This is a genomic window from Paenibacillus castaneae, from assembly GCF_002884445.1.
Classification (GTDB): Bacteria; Bacillota; Bacilli; order Paenibacillales; family Paenibacillaceae; genus Pristimantibacillus; species Pristimantibacillus castaneae.
This window is the reverse complement of the sequence record NZ_KZ614144.1, coordinates 4485556-4506681: the sequence shown is the minus strand read 5'-3', so window position 1 is coordinate 4506681 and position 21126 is coordinate 4485556. Positions and strand designations below refer to the sequence as shown.

At 45.5% G+C, this 21126-nt stretch carries 14 protein-coding genes; 10 read left to right on the top strand and 4 right to left on the bottom strand.

The genetic code is table 11. The features are described from left to right. The first annotated feature begins 422 nt into the window (after positions 1-422). Complete coding sequence (locus CEF13_RS20245) at positions 423-1865, top strand: purine-cytosine permease family protein (protein WP_102716467.1); 1443 nt, start codon at positions 423-425, stop codon at positions 1863-1865. A 444-nt stretch (positions 1866-2309) separates the two neighbouring features. Here the strand turns inward: CEF13_RS20245 and CEF13_RS20240 are convergent, their stop codons facing one another. Together CEF13_RS20240 and CEF13_RS20235 are read right to left on the bottom strand one after the other, a co-directional pair. Then, on the bottom strand, positions 2310-3137 hold the full coding sequence (locus CEF13_RS20240) for a sugar phosphate isomerase/epimerase family protein (RefSeq protein ID WP_102713405.1): 828 nt from the start codon (positions 3135-3137) through the stop codon (positions 2310-2312). Between the two features lie 13 nt (positions 3138-3150). Then, positions 3151-4350 carry a Gfo/Idh/MocA family protein gene (locus CEF13_RS20235; RefSeq protein ID WP_102713403.1) on the bottom strand — a complete coding sequence of 400 codons (1200 nt, stop codon included), beginning with the start codon at positions 4348-4350 and terminating at the stop codon, positions 3151-3153. Positions 4351-4487: 137 nt separating this feature from the next. Here CEF13_RS20235 and CEF13_RS20230 point away from each other — a divergent pair, with 137 nt between their 5' ends. From CEF13_RS20230 to CEF13_RS20220, 3 genes are all read left to right on the top strand, one after another. Beyond that, positions 4488-5357, top strand: a complete 870-nt coding sequence (locus CEF13_RS20230; protein WP_102713401.1) for an AraC family transcriptional regulator — start codon at positions 4488-4490, stop codon at positions 5355-5357. 379 nt (positions 5358-5736) lie between these two features. Further along, a complete protein-coding gene (locus CEF13_RS20225) occupies positions 5737-6636 on the top strand; it encodes a glycoside hydrolase family 16 protein (RefSeq protein WP_102713399.1) in 900 nt (299 codons plus the stop codon). Between the two features lie 360 nt (positions 6637-6996). After that, on the top strand, positions 6997-7905 hold the full coding sequence (locus tag CEF13_RS20220) for a dienelactone hydrolase family protein (RefSeq protein WP_102713397.1): 909 nt from the start codon (positions 6997-6999) through the stop codon (positions 7903-7905). 375 nt (positions 7906-8280) lie between these two features. On the opposite strand, the gene CEF13_RS20215 is transcribed toward CEF13_RS20220, so the two are convergent. Continuing rightward, complete coding sequence (locus CEF13_RS20215) at positions 8281-8661, bottom strand: winged helix-turn-helix transcriptional regulator (RefSeq protein WP_102713395.1); 381 nt, start codon at positions 8659-8661, stop codon at positions 8281-8283. A gap of 280 nt (positions 8662-8941) precedes the next feature. Here CEF13_RS20215 and CEF13_RS20210 point away from each other — a divergent pair, with 280 nt between their 5' ends. The 4 genes from CEF13_RS20210 (at position 8942) to CEF13_RS20195 (ending at position 13990) form a co-directional block, all read left to right on the top strand. Next, positions 8942-9658, top strand: coding sequence for a 3-ketoacyl-ACP reductase (locus tag CEF13_RS20210; RefSeq protein WP_102713393.1), 717 nt, complete (start codon positions 8942-8944; stop codon positions 9656-9658). Positions 9659-9917: 259 nt separating this feature from the next. Next, positions 9918-10352 (top strand): MarR family winged helix-turn-helix transcriptional regulator, encoded by a 435-nt coding sequence (locus CEF13_RS20205; protein WP_102713391.1) that lies wholly within the window; start codon positions 9918-9920, stop codon positions 10350-10352. Between the two features lie 94 nt (positions 10353-10446). Continuing rightward, complete coding sequence (locus CEF13_RS20200) at positions 10447-12210, top strand: ABC transporter ATP-binding protein (protein WP_102713389.1); 1764 nt, start codon at positions 10447-10449, stop codon at positions 12208-12210. Positions 12211-12253: 43 nt separating this feature from the next. Then, positions 12254-13990, top strand: a complete 1737-nt coding sequence (locus tag CEF13_RS20195) for an ABC transporter ATP-binding protein (RefSeq protein ID WP_102716466.1) — start codon at positions 12254-12256, stop codon at positions 13988-13990. A gap of 364 nt (positions 13991-14354) precedes the next feature. Here the strand turns inward: CEF13_RS20195 and CEF13_RS29725 are convergent, their stop codons facing one another. Beyond that, a complete protein-coding gene (locus tag CEF13_RS29725; RefSeq protein ID WP_208414275.1) occupies positions 14355-14564 on the bottom strand; it encodes a hypothetical protein in 210 nt (69 codons plus the stop codon). A gap of 643 nt (positions 14565-15207) precedes the next feature. Between CEF13_RS29725 and CEF13_RS20185 the strand changes: the two genes are divergently transcribed. Then, positions 15208-15891 (top strand): S1 family peptidase, encoded by a 684-nt coding sequence (locus tag CEF13_RS20185; RefSeq protein ID WP_102713385.1) that lies wholly within the window; start codon positions 15208-15210, stop codon positions 15889-15891. Beyond that, on the top strand, positions 15888-21056 hold the full coding sequence (locus CEF13_RS20180) for a hypothetical protein (protein WP_102713383.1): 5169 nt from the start codon (positions 15888-15890) through the stop codon (positions 21054-21056). Before CEF13_RS20185 ends, CEF13_RS20180 begins: the two co-directional genes overlap by 4 nt. Positions 21057-21126 lie beyond the last annotated feature (70 nt).

Genomic DNA, 21126 nt, shown 5'->3' with positions numbered 1-21126 from the left:
ATGTGGAGTGCGTAATATAGATGAAGTGGGGGGGCGAGCCAAACTAAAGGCTGCGCCCCTGTTTTAGTGGGTTTTGGAAAAGTTGCAACTGATTTCTATTGAACCGTCCTCATGGACTTCCACGAGGTTAAGACAACACCTTGTCTTTGTACTTTTATACAGTTAAATTATTAAATTAATGTGCTGAATTGAGATGAAGCCTTAATTTTCAAGGATTGTTGACATACTGACTTTTGTAGAAACTTGATTATGTCAACTAATTATGTAACAATTGTATGTAGGGTATTTTTTTAATACATGCTGTTAAAATACACATTCTGTTCCTCCTAGTATAGGAATTCAATCTTAAAAGGGGGGTGTATGAATGTGAAAATCAAACTAAGGAAGGGGCAGAATGTGGAGCATTAAGAAAGGAAGATAGCATGAGTGTAGTCCAAATAACTGCTCCCAAAGAACAAGTAAAAGACGATTATTCATTTGATAAAGTCCCAAAAGAAAAACGGAATATGGGTTGGTTTAGTGTAACCAACATAACATTTGGCATTGCCACCGCTATTTTTTATTTTCAAACAGGCAGCGTTATGGCTCTTCAGTTTGGTGCGATGAACGCTATTATTTCAGCGATTTATGCCATAGTGATTGCCGGAGTGCTAGGTACAGTAATTGCCTATTTATCTGCAAAATCAGGGATGAACGTCAACCTCATGTCCAGGCAAGGCTTTGGATATATTGGTGCCTCGTTAACTTCATTTATATACGCATCGAATTTTATCATGTATTGTGCATTTGAAGGCATGATTCTCGTAACCGCAGTACACGTATATTTCCCCGCTATTCCTTTATGGCTTCTGATTATCGTATTTGGATTGATTGTCATCCCGCTAAATTGGTTCGGTATTAAACAATTAGACAAACTACAAAAATTTTCATTACCTATTTTCGGTATCTTTTTAATAATTACAATCATTGTCGCTTTCAATACAACATCGAAATTTGAGGGGAATTTTTGGACATATTTACCAGATGGTGTGCAGATAGGTGGAACAGCATTACTGTTATGTATAGGAATGCAACACGGTATTATGGGATTAACAGCTCTTATTGCGTCAGACTACGCGCGTTTCCTGAAACCAAAAGATATTAAAATGGGGTCCATTATGATTGGATTTGTTCCTCAAATTTTCTGTTTTGGTGTTATGGGTTTACTTGGTGTATGGTTTGGCGTTCGATTAGGTGAATCTAATCCGGGGATTTACATTGTCACACTTCTTGGACTAGGTGGAGTTGTTTTTACTTTGTTAACTCAGTTACGTATTAACGTCACAAATATTTATAGTGCTTCCCTGTCATTGTCCAATTTTTTCGAAAATATATTTCATTTCAAACCCGATCGCCGTTTTTGGGTTGTTATCTCAGGTGTCGCATCGATTGCGTTAATGCTTGGCGGTATATTGGATTATTTAGGTAGTGCGATGACCTTTCAGGGAGTCCTCTTAATGGCTTGGGCCGCTATTTTAGTCACAGATGCATTAGTCGTGAAAAAATTATTAAAACTTGCGCCGAAAGAATATGAATCGAGACAAGAAAATTTATATAAATGGAATCCGGTTGGGGTTGTGCCATTAGTGATCTCAAGTGTTCTCGGAACGATTGCCGCATTAGGTTATATGGGCCCTTTCTTACAGAATACGGCAACTTTCTTTGCTGCTTTATTAGCTTCATTACTTACAATTATATTTGCCTTCTTTACGAAAGGGAAATATTACAGTAAAAACGTATCAAATGAAACGAGTGTTCAGCTGAAAAAAGAAATAAGAGAGACAAAAGTCAACATCAACAAAGGAATTACCAATCGACCGCTGTAAATCTAGTAGAAATTATTAACCTCACTCCATAAAAAGGCCGAGCGCAGTACACTCACTGCACCGCGTTTGGGAACATCAAATACTACTTATGGCAGAACTTTCATATATCTGCTTACTCAAAATGAGGAAGCGGTGTCGTGGTTTCAATCATTCCAGTGGAGTGGTCAATCCCAACTAGTAGTGATGTAATGTAGTATTTTTTTAGATTAGTTAAATAGCCCATAATGGGAGAGAGAATCGTTCGCATCGATAAGATCATAATGAATTTGATGGATTTGTACTGTGAAAAATGCAGCAGGCGCAATTAAAATAGCACCTGCTGCATTTTTTGTATGGAAAAAGTTCAATTGAAAACAGCCGGCGTGGGTTCCTTCCCACCTTATCCAAAGTCCGCGGCTATCCGAGGACCTATAAGGGTGGTCCTTTTATCTGTTCTACTTCAAATTACTTCCATTCGATTCCGTTTTTCTCGAGTATTGCTGTAAGCGCATGAATAGCTGTCAGCACCCGTTCAGGGTCGCTTGCATTCGGAAGATAGTGATGGAGATGGGGCTCCACGGATAAAAAACCAGCATAGCTGCGTTTCTGCATTTCAATTAATAATATCTCCAGTCCGCCATCACCTGCGCCGGCAGGTACGAACTGCCGAGGGCTGGAAATAGCATCCTTGATGTGAATATATTCGATTTGAGATACAACCTGAGGGAAAGCCTGCTTCATAGGATCGATGCCTTCTATCACATAGTTCCCCGGATCAAAAGCGAATTTGATGAAGGGAGATTGGCAATGCTCCATGATTTCCATGCCGCCCTCATACGTGCTGCCATACATACCGCTGTCATTCTCAAGTATTAAGGTGATTTCACTTTGTGCTGCTATTTCCACGAGCTGCGCCATTCGCTGCAATACTTCCTCCCGGAAGTTCTCCTTTGGTTCATTCTCTGGGAAGAAATACGAGAATATACGGATATATGGCGTTTTTAAGATTTGAGCCGCTTGAATGGCCCGATTAAGTGCCTCCAATTGAGGCTCGTTAGACGACGTAATCGGATACTTACCGATTGGCGAGGCAATGGATGACACAGAAAATCCTCTACTCTCGGTAATATGATGAAGCTGCTGAAGCTCTTCTGTGCTGAGATCAAGCACGTTTTTACCCCAAACATTGCGAATTTCGAGATGGCTGATACCCGCATGCTCAAGCAGATCCAGCTGTTCCTCTAGGACAGAAGAAATTTCGTCAGCAAAACAGGTTAACTTAACAAGTGTCATCGTTGCAGCCTCCTTATGCTTTGCTTCCAAAGGATTTAGACATGTCTTCGTCTTGAGGAACGGGCTTTACTTGTTTTTTGACAAATTTAGAGTTAGCAGCTAAATCCTTGAGCTTAGCCTCGAACATATCGGTGTCGAACGGAACTGTTATGGTTTGCCCAGTGAAGGAGGAGAGCATGATGCCGTTAGCTAATACGAGGGAAGAGGGGCCCTCCCATCCTTCTGCAACTAGTTGGCCAGCTCCGGTCAGAAGACGATTGAAAAACCGGGAGGCCACATAGAGGTGAGCGTTCTGCTCCTGCACAGTCTCCACTTCAATTTCAATGCGTTCAGATTTCATATCACTGAAGCGCTGATCTGTTTCATTGGAATATTTCAGCATGGAAATAGGGTTTTTAGTAAAGACGAGACGTCCTTCCTCCAATACGAGCTTTCCATTTTCCCCGATGATCTCCATCCGATTCGTTCCAGGAAGTTCGGCAGTCGTAACAATTAAGTGTCCGATCATGCCGTTGTCATGCTCAAAATAAGCGGTTACCTCATCTTCGACTTCAATATCATGGTATTTTCCAATATGAGCATGTCCAGAAATGAGATTAGGCAAGCCGAATAACCATTGGTACATGTCGAGCGTATGCGGGCATTGATTCGTCAAGATGCCGCCGCCTTCTCCCGCCCACGTAGCACGCCAATCCCCACTATCATAGTAGGTCTGACTGCGGAACCATTCGGTATGGATCCAGGTTGCTCGCGTTAATCGACCAAGCTCACCGCTCTCGACAATCTCTTTCACCTTGCGATAGTAGGGGAGAGTACGTTCTTGAAACATAAGACCGAACACCAATTCCGGATATTGTAGCTTTGCGCTTTCATATGCAGCCAGCATACGATTGGCATCATTCAAGTGAACAGCTATCGGTTTTTCACATAAAACGTGAATGCCGCGCTTGAACGCTTCAATGGCGATAGCAGGATGATCGAAATGAGGCACGGCTATAATGATGGCATCAAGATCAGCCTGTTCAAGGAAATCCTGATAGTTGTAATAAGCGTCGGTCTTATATTGTTCGGCCATACTGTCAGCCTTTTCTTTTACTAAATCGCACACGCCAGCAAGCTTGACCTGATCAAGGGATTGCAAATATTTTAAATGGGTGCCGCCGCCTATTGCCCCAAGGCCAATGATTCCGACGTTCAAAGTTTTTGTATTCATCCATTATTCCTCCGTATCCTCATATGAAAAAATGACGTATCTTCTTTCTCATTGTAGAATGAATGAATCACAACTTCTTTGTAATTTTTGCTGAAAAAGTTGGAAATATTGCTATTTAGCAATAGGAGGGACATCGTTTGTTAGAGCAGTATTTGGATCGAATAGACCAGAACATTAAATATATGCATGTCACGAAAGCTGTACATAATATTGATTTCCATCTACATGCGGGATGTGAGATTTATTTTCTTATTCATGGTGACGTGCGTTATTTCGTAGAGAAGGCCGTGTATCCACTGCAATATGGGGATCTGATTATTACGAACGAGCATGAAATTCATAAACCCTCGTTTTCTTCTAGTGAAAGGTATGAGAGAATAACAATCGAATTTGATCCAATGATGGTCAAAGCATTTGTGACTGCGGATTATGATCCATTAGCATGCTTCTATAATCGTCCTCAAGGAAAACGGAATAAACTGTCGCTTACTCCAAAAGAAACCTCTCAGCTTATGGAGCTGTTTATGAAATATGAGAGTCTTGACCGGAATCGCGCAGGGGGCGCAGCCGTATTGAAGCTAGGCTGTATGATGGAGCTGCTCATTACGATTAATGATCTTTATCACAAGCAGAAGCATACAAGCAACGAAATGGATCTTCACCACAAATTAACTCCAATACTTGATTATATCGAGCTTCATTTACATGAGGATTTGTCATTAAGTGAGCTGGAACGTCGTTTCTTTATCAATAAATACTATTTGCTGCGGCAATTCAAGCAGTATACCGGCAGTACCGTTCATGAGTATATCGTGTCTAAGCGGGTATCGCTGGCAAAGAAATATTTAGCGGAGGGAGTTGGCGTGCTGGAAGCCTGTATGCGCTGCGGTTTCAACGATTATTCAAGCTTCCTTCGCATGTTTAAGAAAAAGACAGGCGTGCAGCCGAAGGAGTACCAGAAAGGTGTTCGAACGGGAGGTTTAGCTGTAAGTGATAGAAACTTATGAGATAATTGTTAGTGTTCAGAGGCGCCTCCTTCAAAGGCGGTGCCTCTCCATTTGGCATTGTTTACTCCAAGCTAATCGAGACACGTCAAAATAATACTAAAAAAACGCTAATATCCTGTAATGATACAAGATTCAGATCCTGTTGCACTCGGAATGTATCAGTAATAAAACGTAATGCTTCATCCACTGTTAGCGCTATCAAACAAGCTGGTAGCTACCCGAGCCTATTCAGGCATTTGGCGTTTCCAGTAAAAACTATAATAAAGCGCTTTCTTTATCCTTGACTGCTATTTCATCCTATATGATAATTCAGGAATAATTAACTTGATAAGCATGAACATTCGTACGATTCGTTACCTAAATTAGGAGGAGCACGACAATGACAAACCCAAAAAGGCTGAGACGGCAGTTTTTTTTAACTTGTACATTATTAATTGTTCTAATTGCAGGGTGTGGAAGCGCAAGCCAATATCCAGCAAATATTGACGGCTCAGAATCAGTGGAAAAGACGAATGCAGAGGTGAAGTCAGAATCAGAGAAGGAGACAAAGATCGAATCGGAGGATGAGATGAAAGAAAAGATAAAAGCAGAGACGAAGGAAGGATGGAAGCTGACGTTCGCAGATTATTTCGAAGGGGAGCAGCTGGACAATACAAAATGGGCGCATGCGCCTGAATGGGTACGAAAAAATGGGCAGTGGTCAAATCAGGAAGCTTTTTTAGATGGCGAGGGCCATTTGATTATTCAAGTGAGCGAAAGGGACGGCAAATATTATTCCGGAGCCATTCGTTCCAAGGATTTATTTGAACAAGCATACGGTTATTATGAGATTCGTGCAAAAGTGCCTAAAGAAGAAGGGTTTTGGACTGCTTTCTGGCTGATGTCAGACTCGGTGCATCAAGTCGGCAATGACGGAAGAGACGGGACGGAGGTTGATATATTTGAATCGCCGTTCGCAAAGGATGGGGACACGATCCAGCACGCCTTGCACTGGGACGGTTATGAAGGAGATCATAAAAGTGCCGGACTCGCGCCTTATATAAAGGGTATATACGAAGGTTTTCATACGTTTGCATTAGAGTGGAACGAAGAGGAATATATCTTTTATGTCGATGACAAAGAGACTTGGCGAACGTCAGCAGGGGGAGTCTCTCAAGTGCCTGCTTATTTAAAGATTACCGCAGAGGTTGGCGATTGGGCTGGAAATATTAAAAATGCAACTCTCCCCGCTCAATTAGAAGTAGACTATGTGCGAGTTTACGAGAGAGAGACCAAGTAATCCAATAACAGAATGCCCCGACGCTGCCCTATCGCTCCGCCTATGATGATTTTAAATACGCTCAGGATGCTATAGTTACGGAATAAAAGGATATTTATTAAAGCCGGTCATGAAAAATGAGCTTTTGGACGTCATGTACGGCCTCACCATCGTCTGTTCGCACATCATCCGCGGCCGCTCAGCAAATATGATAATACTTCGATGAATGATCATCATTCGGTTCTAGTTTCTTTCCAATAACACGAGCTTGAACATAATTGGAAATCGGGTTTACTAGATTACTGATTTCATTGGGATGGTATGAAGTTATTGGTCGTTTTAAACAAAAACGATTATTTAGGAATGGGAGATGTCGGTCACATGACATACGATAAAGAGAAGCGGCGACAAGAGTTACATAATCTGTTAGGCGATTTGCCTGAAAAAAGTCCAATTACGGTGCGAACCCTATCGGAAGAAAGACGCGAGCACTACATTTTGGAGAAATTGCTATTGGATCTTAATGGCATTGAAAGTGTTCCAGCTTATTTCTGTAAGCCTATTAATGCGAAGGGTCCAACGCCAGCTATTCTGTTTAATCATTCCCATGGCGGTTTTTACCACTTAGGCAAAGATGAATTGATAAACAGCAATGTTTATCTTCAAAGTACCCCGTATGCTGACCACTTGACGCAAATGAGTTATTCAACACTATGTATCGATATGTGGGCTTTTGGAGAAAGGAGAGGGCGAACCGAAAGCGAAATTTTTAAAGAGATGCTATGGAAAGGTCAAGTCATGTGGGGAATGATGGTGTACGATAATTTAAGAGCATTGGATTATCTTGCATCCCGAGAAGATGTGATTTCGGACCGCATAGGGACATTAGGCATGTCGATGGGCAGCACGATGGCTTGGTGGACGGCGGCATTAGATACGCGCATAAAAATGTGCATAGATATTTGCTGCCTTACTGATTTTGACGCATTAATTAATTCACGCGGGCTGGACGGCCATGGCATTTTCTACTTTGTTCCAAAGCTTCTGAAATATTTTACAACGGCTCAAATCAATGCTTTAATTGCACCTCGTAGCCATCTCAGTTTAGCAGGGAATTATGACCGTTTAACGCCGCCTAAAGGGTTAGATCAAATTGATAAAGAGTTGAAAACGGTATACCTTGATGAGGGTGCTCCTCATAACTGGAAATTAATGCGTTATGACATTGGACATATAGAAACCGCGGAAATGCGCTTGGAAATTTTGGATTTTATAAAAAATCGATTGTAAATTCGGACAGCAATACCCACGAATATTAACGCCGCCGTGCCCTCAACTACGGAGTCTGATTAAAATGTGATGTTATATCAATAAATGAAACCAAATGCAGAGATTCCGTTTGGTTTTTTACTGTATACACACTCGACACATGTGGAGTGCTTAATATTGATGGTATTGTAAGAATAGATGTGATGTGACAGAATTGCTCAAATAAGTTCAACGAAAGTGAGTGATACATATTTGTCATGAATACTATGTATTACCCTTTTACTTCTTGTTCTAAAATTGCTCCCGATTATGGAACAAGATAAAACTTATTTCTCGTTTTTCTTTTTTATCATTAGTAGGGGATTTATATAATGGGAAATGATCACGTTATTTTTCTTATTCAAAATAATTGTTTTCTTGTTTAATCTGATCTATTCGTTTTTTCCCCCATTCATACATCATCTCAACGATTGGTAATAACGTCATCCCAAGATCAGTCATGGAATATTCGACTTTCGGAGGAATTTCTGGAATCACTTCTCTATGAACAATTCCATCTTCTAACAGTTCGCGTAATTGGTTTGTTAATATCTTATGTGATATTTTTGGGAAAAGTCTTTGAAGTTCGCTGAATCGATGTGTCCCTTCTACACCTAAATGCCACAAAATAACAACTTTCCATTTTCCACTAATAATCGATAAGGTAAGTTCTTTTTCACAATGATAATCATGATTTAATATTTTCTCTTTAATCTCTTTTCTTAATGTATCTGACATGGGGGTTAACTCCTTTTCTTACAATAGTAACCGTTTGGTAACCTCCGCACAAAAAAGTGCGTTCTTCACAATGTAGAAATTCGTCGGTAGAATGAAGTGAGTCTTAAAGACAAATCTTTTTCTATTTTAGGCGAAAAACATTATGAGTAAAAAAGCTTTATTAATTATTCCACCAGAACGATTTTATCAAACTCACCTTACTTAATTATTAAAATGTTTTAGTTTAATACACTTTTGATTCGTCTAAAATAAGATTACCTCTTCAAAAGGAGCGAAAAACATGCAAACGATCGAAGGAAAAGTGGCGTTAATTACAGGAGCAGGGCGTGGAATTGGACGTGCAACAGCAGTAGCTTTTGCACAAGAAGGTATTCACGTAGGTCTTGTTGGACGTACGCTTGAAAATTTACAACAAGTAGCAGAGGAACTCAAACAGTATGATGTGAAGGTAGCAATCGCTGCGGCAAATGTAGCGGATTTAGACTCTATCACCACAGCGGCTGAATCAATTCGTGGTGAGCTTGGTGCAATCGATATTTTAGTAAACAATGCAGGTATTTCGAAATTCGGCGGCTTCATGGAATTAACGCCAGAAGAATGGACAAATATTATCGATGTAAACGTAAAAGGTGTATACTACACAACACGTGCGGTATTACCGGAAATGATAGAGCGTAACACAGGCGACATTATTAATATCTCATCAACAGCTGGTCAAAGAGGTGCACCAATTACTAGTGCATACTCAGCTTCCAAAGCTGCAGTTATCGGACTAAGTGAGTCATTAATGCTTGAGGTGCGTAAGAAAAATATTCGTGTTACAACGTTAACGCCAAGTACGGTTGCAACAGATATGGCTGTTGAGCTGAACTTAACAGACGGCAATCCAGAAAAAGTGATGCAAGCAGAAGATTTAGCAGACTTGATGGTTGCACAGCTTAAACTTCATCCACGTGTTGTATTGAAACATGCTGGACTTTGGTCGACCAACCCTTAATAAAAATATTCGAAATATCAAGACGCTATCCGATGTATTTTGGATGGCGTCTTCCTGTTAAAGTAAGCTATTTTTCTCTTCAACTAACGAGGTGCTATAGTTCAATTTGGCAGAAGTAAATATTGCTTTGCAGCAGCCATAGTTCATTATAAATCGTGAAAATGCTATTCAAGTAGTCGGAATTATGTTAGCTGCCTAACAAGTAATGTGATAAAATATAGAAAGATATCGAATTAAAAGCTGAAAATGGGAGGTCGAAATGAACGCAGACAGATCGGTTGCGCTAGAACTTAGGACGCTAAGAAATATGCTGCATAGACAGGTTAGCGGGTTTATGAGTCAAAAATTTGGCGATCAAATGACTGGCATGCATGGATGGGTGCTGAGGTACTTTGTCGATAACCAGCACAAGGAGATTTTCCAACGTGATTTCGAGAGCCAGTTCACGATTCGACGTTCGACCGCGAGTAAGATTTTGCAATTGATGGAGAAAAATAATCTCATAACGAGACAATCTGTCCCTTATGATGCAAGATTAAAGAAGATTATTCTTACGCCAAAAGCCATTGAATACCATGAAGCGATTATTTTAAAATACGTTGAATTGGAGTGTGAATTAAAGAAGGGTCTATCGCAAGAGGAGATGGATACTTTTTTTGGTGTGCTCGATAAACTCAAAAAGAATCTGGAGTAGTCGTCGCAGTTGTTAGAGCGGCTTTTATTATTGTAATATAGTTAGTAGACTTACAGTTCTATGGCTAACAACATAGAGAAGGAGCGTTTGATAAATGCTTAAGATTTTGAAATATTTCAATCCCAAAAATGTTTGGTTTATCGTAATCAGTACTGCATTTATCGTGTTCCAGGTATGGCTCGATCTCAAGCTTCCCGATTATTTGGCACAAATCACAAAACTGGTGCAGACGGAAGGCAGCTCCTTAAGCGAGGTATGGGAGCCAGGCGCCTATATGATGCTATGTGCCATTGGAAGCTTAATTGCATCCTTCATCGTTGTTTTTTTGGTTGCGAAGAGCGCTGCATCGCTCGCTAAGAGGCTTAGAAGCCTGCTCTTCGACAAGGTTGAATCATTCTCAATGGCCGAGATGAATCAATTCTCAACAGCAAGTCTCATTACGCGTTCCACGAACGATATTACGCAAGTACAAACGATCGTGGCGATGGGTCTGCAGGTCATGATTAAAGCGCCTATTCTGGCAGGCTGGGCGATTGTGAAAATCTCAAGCAAGAGCTGGCAATGGACGCTCTCGTCTGGCATTTCAGTTGCACTGCTTCTTCTTATGATTGCGATCGTTATTTTGTTCGCCATGCCGAAGTTCAGAAAGATTCAAGGTCTAACGGATCAATTGAACCGAGTAACGAGAGAAGGGCTTCAAGGTCTGCGAGTCATTCGTGCTTATAATGCCGGACCGAGCCAAGAAGCGAAGTTCGATTACGCCAATCGGGAGTTAACAGATGCGAATCTGTTCACAAGCCGATTGATGGCATTAATGATGCCGGTCATGAGTCTGATCATGAGCGGATTAAGCTTGGCGATTTATTGGATAGGCGCTTATCTGATCAATGGAGCTGATACAGTTGCTAGACTAGGCTTGTTCAGCGACATGGTCATTTTCTCTTCCTATGCGATGCAGATCGTCATGGCCTTTATGATGCTGTCGATGGTTTTCTTCATGCTGCCGCGTGCGTCGGTTGCTGCCAAGCGTGTCATGGAAGTATTGAATACAGAACCAAGCATCAAGGATGGCAGTTCGAAATCGACTAATGCCGCGAAAGCAGGAGAGATTGAATTTCGGAATGTCAGCTTCAAGTATGCGGATTCGGACGAGTATGTGCTTAGGGATATCAGCTTCGTTGCACGCAGAGGCGAGACGGTTGCATTTATCGGCTCCACGGGCAGCGGCAAGAGTACAATGATGAACTTAATTCCGAGGTTTTACGATGTGACGGACGGAGAGGTGCTCGTTGCGGGGATGAACGTGAAGGATTACTCGCTGAAAGATCTGCATAACAAGCTTGGCTATGTTCCTCAGAAAGCCGTATTGTTCAGCGGAACGGTAACGTCCAACGTCGCCTATGGCGATAATGGGCAAGTGGCAGGGTCGGCGGACGATGTGAAGAAAGCGGTAGCGATCGCCAAGGGCCAAGAGTTTGTCGAGAAGCTGGAAGGCGGGTATGAGGGAAGTATCTCGCAAGGCGGCTCGAATTTGTCCGGCGGACAGAAGCAGCGGTTATCCATCGCCAGGGCTATCTACCGTAAGCCTGACATTTACATTTTTGACGACTCCTTCTCTGCGCTTGATTACAAGACCGACCGCCAGCTGCGTTCCATGTTGAAGCAAGAAACAGCTGGAGCTACTAACCTAATTGTGGGGCAGCGAATCGGGACGATCAAGGAAGCCGATCTCATACTCGTTCTCGACGAAGGCAAGATAGTAGGAAGAGGCACGCATCAAGAGCTGCTTCAGACCTGCGAGGTATATCGTCAGATCGCGAACTCTCAGTTATCGAAGGAGGAGCTTGAAATTGGCTAAACAACAGGTCGCAACTAAGCAAAACATCGATTTCAAAGGCACAATGGGCAAGCTCGTCGCGTATTGCAAGCCGTACATTCCTCTTATTGTCGTGGCTCTGCTGCTGTCCGTTGTGGGTACGATATTTACGATTGTCGGACCAAGCAAGCTGAAAGATATGACGGATCATATTACCAAAGGGTTAATGGGCGAAATTGACATGGATGCGATTAGCAGCATTGGTATACTGCTTGCCGTTCTATACGGATTAAGCGTCATCTTCTCGTTCTTCCAGGGCTTTATAATGGCTACGGTAACCCAGAAGGTATCGAAAAGCTTGCGTACGCGCATTTCCAAGAAGATCAATAAGCTTCCGCTCAAATATTTTGATTCCACGAGCAACGGCGACGTGCTGAGCCGCGTCACGAACGACATCGACACGATCGGGCAAACGATGAATCAGAGCGTCGGGATGCTGGTTACTTCCGTTACGATGCTGGTTGGCTCCTTGATTATGATGTTCTATACCAACGTATGGATGACGTTGACGGCTATCATTTCGACATTTCTAGGATTTGCCTTTATGACCGTCATGATCAAAAAATCACAAAAGCATTTCGTTCACCAGCAGGCGAACCTTGGTGCGATGAATGGCCATGTAGAAGAAATATACTCGGGCTACGATGTGGTTAAGGTCTATAATGGAGAGCGGAAGGCAAAGGAAACTTTTAATGAAATAAACGATAAATTATATGAAAGCTCATGGAAGTCGCAATTTTTATCCGGCTTGACGATGCCGCTCATGATGTTTGTCGGGAACTTTGGTTATGTGTCGGTCTGTATTGTCGGCGGAGCATTAGCGATGAATGGTCATATTTCGTTTGGTGTCATCGTCGCTTTCATGCTTTATGTTCGTTTGTTCACGCAGCCCTTGGGACAAATTGCACAGGCCGCGACAAGTCTGCAATCGACTGCAGCCGCAGCCGCGCGCGTTTTTGAATTTTTAGAAGAGAAAGAGCTCGAGGACGAGAACCATAAATCGAAGGTGCTTAAGGATGTTAAGGGGCAGGTCGAGTTCCGGAACGTTTCCTTCGGATATGATCCGAATAAGCTCATTATTCACGATTTCTCGGCCCGTGCTTTGCCTGGTCAGAAGATCGCCATCGTTGGGCCAACGGGTGCAGGGAAGACGACGATCGTCAATTTGCTGATGCGATTCTATGAGCTGAACGGCGGGGAAATCGCTATTGATGGCGTTCCAATTCATGAGCTTCCTCGGGAAAATGTTCATGAACAGTTCTGCATGGTGCTTCAGGATACATGGCTGTTCGAGGGGACGATCAAAGAAAATATCGTCTTTAACAAGCAAGGGGTTACCGATGCCGATGTGAAGGCCGTCTGTAAGGCTGTGGGCATTGACCATTTTATCCGAACCTTAACGAATGGCTACGACACGGTATTGAACGAGCAAGTGAACCTTTCCGCAGGTCAGAAACAGCTCATCACGATTGCAAGAGCGCTTATTGCGAACGCCCCGCTGCTCATTCTCGACGAGGCAACAAGTTCCGTCGATACGAGAACGGAGCTTCTCATTCAGGAAGCGATGGACCGGTTGATGGCAGGACGAACTTCTTTCGTTATTGCGCACAGGTTGTCCACGATCAAGAATGCCGATATTATCCTCGTCATGAAGGACGGCGATATTATCGAAAGCGGCAATCATCACGAGCTGCTTGCGGCAAACGGCTTCTATGCTGAATTGTACAATAGTCAGTTCGAGACTACGGAAGCGGCTATTTAAGGAAAGCATGTACGCGAGAATAACATTATAAAGATTAAGAAGCTGAATCGACTATTTATCGGTCCAGCTTCTTTTTTTTGCGATCAAATAGTCGTAAAAACGTTAGTCAAAAAGTCGGCAAACACTTAGTCGAGCTATTCAAATTTCAATAAACTAATAATAAGCCTGTATTTATGAAAGAGAAAGCATGAAAAAGAGGGCTTCGATGAAATTTGAAAATCCTGTTATACCTGGTTTCCACCCTGACCCGAGCGTAAACCCTCCACTCAAGGTATCCAACACTCTATACAATGCCGAGTAAGGATATATAGGCAACCGCCCAACCCAAAGGATTCATTCCAACATACATTATGTTAGCCCGATTTTAAAGGAGTGAATTGTTCATGGGATTTATGCCACCACCTGGCCCGCCTGGTCCATCTGGACCGTTTATGCCTACACCCCAAGGGCAAATGGGACAGCAAATGCCAACTTCTCCGCCCCCAGCATTTGAACCACAAGTGATGCCATTTGCAGTTGATCCGCGAGCGATATCTGGATGTTTGTTTCGAAATACTTTCGTATGGCTAAACAACGGAGACCGCTTTTGGTTTTTTCCAACCTTTGTCGGCCGTAATTCGGTTTCAGGCTTTAGGTTTTTCGGTGGAACATGGAGATTTTTTGGGATTGACTTAAGACAAATTAGTTCATTTACATGTTAGTAAGATTAATTTGAATTTCTTGGTGCATGAAATTAAAAAATGGAACGCCATTTATTCTAATGCCACTTTCAAAAGGGTGGCTTTTTATTTTCTAAAATGTTTATTACACTGGGACCTATTTGTGAGGGCAAGTGGTCAGTAAGTGCACTAATGCGATCAATGTTATTTTTATGGACATGAAATTTCGAATCTCCTTATGATCAGTTTGGAGAAGCTGCTGCAGCAGGAGCTGGGCACGAAGCCCGATTCCCGAATGAAAGAGTATGTCAGGAATATGACGCGCTGGCGCCGGACAGAGGAGAGCCGAGGGGTCCATGGGATTCCGAGGTTTTTCTTATGAGAAAAAATAAACATGCGTGGGTCTGCGAGAGGCGGATTCGCGCTTGTTTATTTTTTGTTTATAGCGGTGTTGTAGAATTTTGTCATACTTTGTCTTCATGTAAGATATTTCGAGATAGAGAGAGGAGATAACGTGACACCACACAGCTTCAGAGGCAAATCAGGGGAGGCGTTGATTTGAGAAAAGCGAGAACGATGCTGTTCAGAGTCTGCATGCTTCTAACGTTGGCGGCGGTTATTGCCGCAACGGGAAGACCGATTACTGGCACCGAAGCCTCGGCATTGCCTGAATTGACCGCGGAACAAATCTATCAAGCGGATGCGGATTCTGTGTTTTATTTGAAGGTTTATAAGGAAGACGGGACGCTGAAGACGGTGGGAACTGGATTCTTGATTCGGGGAGGCAAGGCGCTGACCGCTTATCATGTCATTGCGGACGGTGCTTCGTATGAAGCTGTGTTCGATGATGGCAAGACCGTTCGAGGCATAACGGTGACGGCGGGCGATCAGGACCTTGACGTTGCCGTGTTGTCCATTCAGTCCGGCGGAAGAAAAGGTCTGGAAATGGCGTCTGACGAAGCTCGCCACGGACAGCGCACGTTCGCGATGGGCTATCCGCTCAAAGGAACCAAGATCATTACCGAAGGCATAGTGAACGCCCCCGCTGCCAAGGTGAACGGCGTGAACAGGCTGCTCACTTCAGCCCAAGTGGCGAGCGGGATGTCGGGAGGGCCGCTGCTCGATCAATACGGCAAAGTAGCCGGACTGATCTCCGGCTCCTTCCGGACGATGGACAATATTCATCTATGCGTATCGGCTTCAGACATTCGCAGAAATCTGCTGAAGGAGGAAGGCAAGTGAACAGAAAAATCATTGCGGCAATTACGGTTTGCGCGATGCTGCTTCAGCTTACCGGATGGATATCGACACCGGTCGTCCGTGCGGCAGCGACTTATTACACAGATGTGTACGTGCCTCGAGGCGGGAAAATTGTCAACCGCGGGGATATGACGAGCTGGAACAACAACTTTTCCAAATCCGAAGCCAACAATTTTGGCATGTTCAAAAGTCGCGCAGCCGGAACGACGGTTGATGCCACGGATGTTGAATATACACTTGACAGCATGAGGTTCAAATTGTTTGGCAAAAACCTGTTTACCGGAACAATCAATATCAGTCAAAACCCAGAGCTCAAAAGACTTGCACAAGGCGGAACGGCAAGGCTTATGCTGAAGACCGGAAAATTAGATGGAGGAATTTCTTCCATCGATATTTCCTTAAGCGGAACATCGAAGTATAACGCCGTGATTGGCTCCGGGGACTCAGCCAACTCGGGCTGGATCGGATTCGGAGCGACGGATACGATTACAATCAAGATCGATCACGCCATATTCCCCGGCGATTTGGGTAACATTCAACTCTACTTTGCGGATATCGACGCTCCCGTCTATCAAGGCAACACGTTCACGTCGGACGGAGCTGTCCGCTTCAATGATGAGCCTGCGGTCATGAAAAACGAGCTGTTCCTGAAGCAGGGCAATATGATGAACATGGCGCTGAACTTCAATGAACCGGTATTTCCTTCGACAGCTATCGATGCGTCCGATCGGATCGACGGGAAGTACAGCTTCATGAGGACGGAATTGTTCACCAACCCCGGCGGGGACGGCTACGATCCGTCTACCTATTATTTGGTTAGCGCCGATGCCGAGTTTTACGGTTTTGCTTTGGGATCGTTGAATCTGACGAGCCATTCCCGTTCGACATTTAATTTGAAATTTACGACGTCCACTAACGACACCACGGGCAACGTGCCGCTCGATCCGCTGCGTCTGACGGCGCCCTCCGACCCGGATCGCCCGACGCTGCTGCAGCGCATCAATGATGCGGGGTTTATTGACGGTGCGGGGAATCCCTTGCAGATCGCCGGCAGCATCGGAACGTCGCCTTTCGCGGACAACAGCAGCCCCACGGGTACTTACCGGACGTTTATCGACGCGCGTCCGCCGAAATATTCCGCGGTGAAGAATGGCGTACAGCCGAATATTTTGACCGGACTCGTCTTGAGCAAAGGCAATACGGTCACCTTCAACGTCAATGTGAGCAAGAAGCTGATCAGTTCCAAATCACCGACCGAGGATACTCGGTTGACCTTCAGCAACGGAATGACAGCGTCTTATGTGAGCGGTTCCAATACGGACACTTGGACCTTTCAAGCGACCGTGCCGGGAGGTACAGGGGTCGAGACCGCTTTGCTGAATACATCGGCGCTGGAGCACGCAAGCGATCCGGGTGACGGCAAGGCGCTATGGGATTACGCGCACAATTATTTGACCGAGGCGGTCAAGTCCATCGCCTGGGCAGGCTTGTCTATCGACAACACGGCGCCTGAAGTCAATTACGTATATAAGAACGAGCGCGGAGTCGAGGTTCCAGCAGGCCAGCATGTGAAGAACGGTACCATTGCGATTAACGCATATGATCCGGATCTGAACGGGCAGCCGAGCAAAGGGCTGTTCCGGCCTGGCGCGGGCTCCGGTCTGGTCTATTATTGGTTCAGCAAATCTCCTGAAGATCCTTTCTCCGGCAAGAACGACAATTACGCAGCCGTCAAGCGGTATTCACTGACGCAGAAACAGCCGTCGGAGGATCTGTACGCTTCCGGCTTTGAGGATGTCGTACTGGGCGTAGCCGAGAACGGCGCCACGATTGCTCTTCCGCCGGAAGCAGCAGGGAAGAGCGAGACCTGGTACCTGCACACCTGGACGGCCGACATGACCTGGGACTCGGCCAGACAGCTCATGCAGTATGAGAAGGGCAGCGCTCAGAGGGCCGACTATCTGACGCAGCACCCGGACGCAACGCCGGTGGAGATCGAGACGAATTTCAGGCAAAATATTATGCCTGGTCTGGGCGAATACGATAAGCTGCAGCAATGGCCGCTGACCGACTTCAGCAAGGATGATTCCAATTGGTCGTATCATCAGGCCGTGCTTAAGCTCGACAATGACGCGCCTGTCCTCGCGGCAGGAGACGTCGTCGACAATATGACCGACAACGTCAAGATAACGATCACAGCCTACGATCCGACTTCGTCCATTAAGGACGGGAAAATCCAATATCAATTCGTCAAGAAGGGCGAGCAGCCGAACGCGGCTGCATGGCTCGAAATCCCGCTTGACGAGCAAGGCAAAGCCAGCGTGTCCACGGTGAACAATCCAGTATTCGACAAGGGCGGCAAATACGAGCTGTATGCCAAGGCGACGGACATCGCCGGCAACGCAACGAACGCCAAGCTGATCGAGGTGGATGTCATCGTCATTTTCACTAAGTTCCAAAGCTATCCCGGGGACGGTTACGCGATCAATAAGGGGCCCGAATTTACGATTGCCGGTGTTCCGATCGATAAGATCGAATTCCAATATACGGATTCCTCGGCGAGGCCGGAGGAAGGCTGGGCTCCGTTCGAGCAAGTGCCAGAACAAACGAAATTGAACGGTGAAGAAGCTCTTCGGTATAAGCTATCGGCCGATCAGACGAGGAGCGGAACGGTCTATGCGCATATCAAAGTAAAGCAGAAAAATATGAACCGTTACTACTATTACTATAAGGAATACAAATTCGATCATCTGCCGCCGACGGTCACCTTCAGCAGCCAGGGATATTTGTACCCGATGGTCGTGCAGAGCGTCATGATCGCCGTGGAGGATTCGCTCGTCGATTTTGTCGGAGTGGCCAAAGAGAACATTCAATATCAGTGGACCAAAGTAACGGAAGGACAAGCCGAACAAGCTCCGGATGAGGACTCCGAAGGCTGGCGGCAAGCACCCGCGAGTGGCGAGATCACGCTTTCCGTTAAAAACAAGGACGAGAACGGCAATTACCGTCTGTACGTCTATGCCAAGGACAGCCTTGGAAATGGAAAAGTATACAAGACAAACAGCCTGTTCGCGACGTTCCTGCTCAGTCAGGACCCGCCTGTCGGCAGCGCCGATCTGATCCATACATCAGGCAATGCAGCTGACGGTTATACCGCCATTCTGAAGCTGGAGGTCGACGTGCCGTCCCAGGAAGGCTACTACTACTCGGTATCCTCGAACGGAGGCGACAATTGGAGCACATGGCGTCCATACACCAACTATGTGGGAGTGCCGGTCGATACCAATGACGCAGACAAACTGAAGGATACCATCCAGGTGAAATTCAAGGGGTACTACAACAACATCAGCGAGATTTATTCGCCGAGCGTGGTGATTCAGCATGCGCCGGCATACGCGCTTGCGTCGCTCAATCAGATCGAACCGGTCAGAGGCGGCGCGAGAATGGCGGATGGCGGTCAGAACAGTGGGCTGGACATCTTGTTCGATCAGTCTGACGGCAAGACGATCACGGCTACCAATGCCAACCCCGAGATGCCGGAGACGGTGGAGAACGGCAAGCGGTACCGGGTGTACCGGAACGGCAGCTACTCCTTTACCGTTCAAGACGGCGGCCAATCAGCTAACGTATTTATCGTCGTATCCAACTTTGACGACAAGGAGCCTATCGTTTCCGTCAAGTATTCTACGATCGCGAAAACTTCGGGAACCGTCGTCGCCAGCCTGCAATCGAGCAAGCCAATCCGCATTACTAATCTATCGAAATCTTCCAAGACCTTTACAGAGAATGGAGATTTTACCTTCGAGTACGAGGATGCGGTCGGTTTTACCGGCACGATTGATGCCCATGTGGAGAATATCGTCAATACGCCGCCGGACGCCGATGTGGTGCTCCGCTATAATCATAGCGATATGAGCGCGCTGATACGGTTCGAAGGGCATTTGGTCGTCGTGAACAGCTCCGGGGACGGCTATGATGCGCAAGGCGAGCTGAAACATTATGCCGTGCCGACGTCGGACAATGTGGTCGCGTCCAACCTTGTCGTGGCTGAAGTGAGACCGAAAACCGGAACGTCTCAGAATTATTGGGTTTCCGGCAACACCGCAGGCGGAACACAGTCTTCCATCATTATGAGAAACAACGGCAAAGCCTTCTTCACGATTGTGGACGCCGCGGGCAACAGCACGAAGGTGGAGTCCAATCCGATTACAACGCTTGCAGGCAATCTGCCGAAAGTGAAGCGTATTGTGATGAAACGCATAGATTCGGCGGGCAACACCCTGTCGAACGACAGTCTTGTCACGATTGGCGGCAAAGTATATTCGAAAGGCAAAATGAGGGTCAACTTCGAGCTGGAGCCTTCGGCCATTCCTGAGAATACCGTAACGATCGGCGGCAAGCCGGCTGGCTCTTTCAAGGGCGATTACGACGCCAATGTGCGGGCTTCCCTGGTGTTGATGGACAGGCTTGGCAACCGTTCCACCCAATCCTTTGTCATTGACGGTCTGGATAACACGCCTCCTGAGATTAAGCTCAATAAGGCGGCGGTATCGGTCCTGCAGAACAAGGCGAACTTTAATTTTGCAGCCGACCTGGGCGGTTACCAGGTGTCGGACAATTTGTCCGCAGCAGAGGACATTACCGTGAGAATCGTGGAGCAGGTGCTGGAGAACGGCCGCTATACGGATCGTCAACTCGATTTAACGCGCGAAGGCAAACATACCGTGAAGTATATCGCCAGCGACCAGGTCGGGAACGAAAGCTTCGCGACACAGCTCGTCTATATTACGCCTGCAGACGGAATGTTCATTACAGCCAACGGCGTTCCGCTCTCCGAAGCGGCGTCGGAGACGGCGATCGTGAATAGCACGACGGTTACCTTCAACGTCCAAAACTACAAGCTGATGAATGTGGGCAACGGCACAAGCAAGGCGGAGAACGAGGAAGGCACATTCGACCTGCTTTATTACCCTGGACTTGTTCGAGAAGGCGAGATGAAATATATCGCCACGAAGCTGACGTACGAGCAGCTGATGGCGGGCAGCTTCACCGTAACGCTGCCGAAGGCCGGCTGGTATACGATTATCGTCAGAAATCAGGAACGGGAACGAATTTATACGACGCTGCTCGTAAGCAGATCCAATTAATACGCTGCGTTTGATGGTCCGAAGCCCGCAATTCCTTCGGGGAACGAAAGACTGCAGCTAAAGGAGCAAT

Bases quoted from the DNA above. Each gene is read 5' to 3' on its own strand.
- CEF13_RS20220 (WP_102713397.1), top strand. From the start codon at position 6,997: ATGACATACGATAAAGAGAAGCGGCGACAAGAGTTACATAATCTGTTA.
- CEF13_RS20225 (WP_102713399.1), top strand. From the start codon at position 5,737: ATGACAAACCCAAAAAGGCTGAGACGGCAGTTTTTTTTAACTTGTACA.
- CEF13_RS20235 (WP_102713403.1), bottom strand. From the start codon at position 4,350: ATGAATACAAAAACTTTGAACGTCGGAATCATTGGCCTTGGGGCAATA.
- CEF13_RS20195 (WP_102716466.1), top strand. From the start codon at position 12,254: ATGGGCAAGCTCGTCGCGTATTGCAAGCCGTACATTCCTCTTATTGTC.
- CEF13_RS20200 (WP_102713389.1), top strand. From the start codon at position 10,447: ATGCTTAAGATTTTGAAATATTTCAATCCCAAAAATGTTTGGTTTATC.
- CEF13_RS20240 (WP_102713405.1), bottom strand. From the start codon at position 3,137: ATGACACTTGTTAAGTTAACCTGTTTTGCTGACGAAATTTCTTCTGTC.
- CEF13_RS20210 (WP_102713393.1), top strand. From the start codon at position 8,942: ATGCAAACGATCGAAGGAAAAGTGGCGTTAATTACAGGAGCAGGGCGT.
- CEF13_RS20215 (WP_102713395.1), bottom strand. From the start codon at position 8,661: ATGTCAGATACATTAAGAAAAGAGATTAAAGAGAAAATATTAAATCAT.
- CEF13_RS20245 (WP_102716467.1), top strand. From the start codon at position 423: ATGAGTGTAGTCCAAATAACTGCTCCCAAAGAACAAGTAAAAGACGAT.
- CEF13_RS20205 (WP_102713391.1), top strand. From the start codon at position 9,918: ATGAACGCAGACAGATCGGTTGCGCTAGAACTTAGGACGCTAAGAAAT.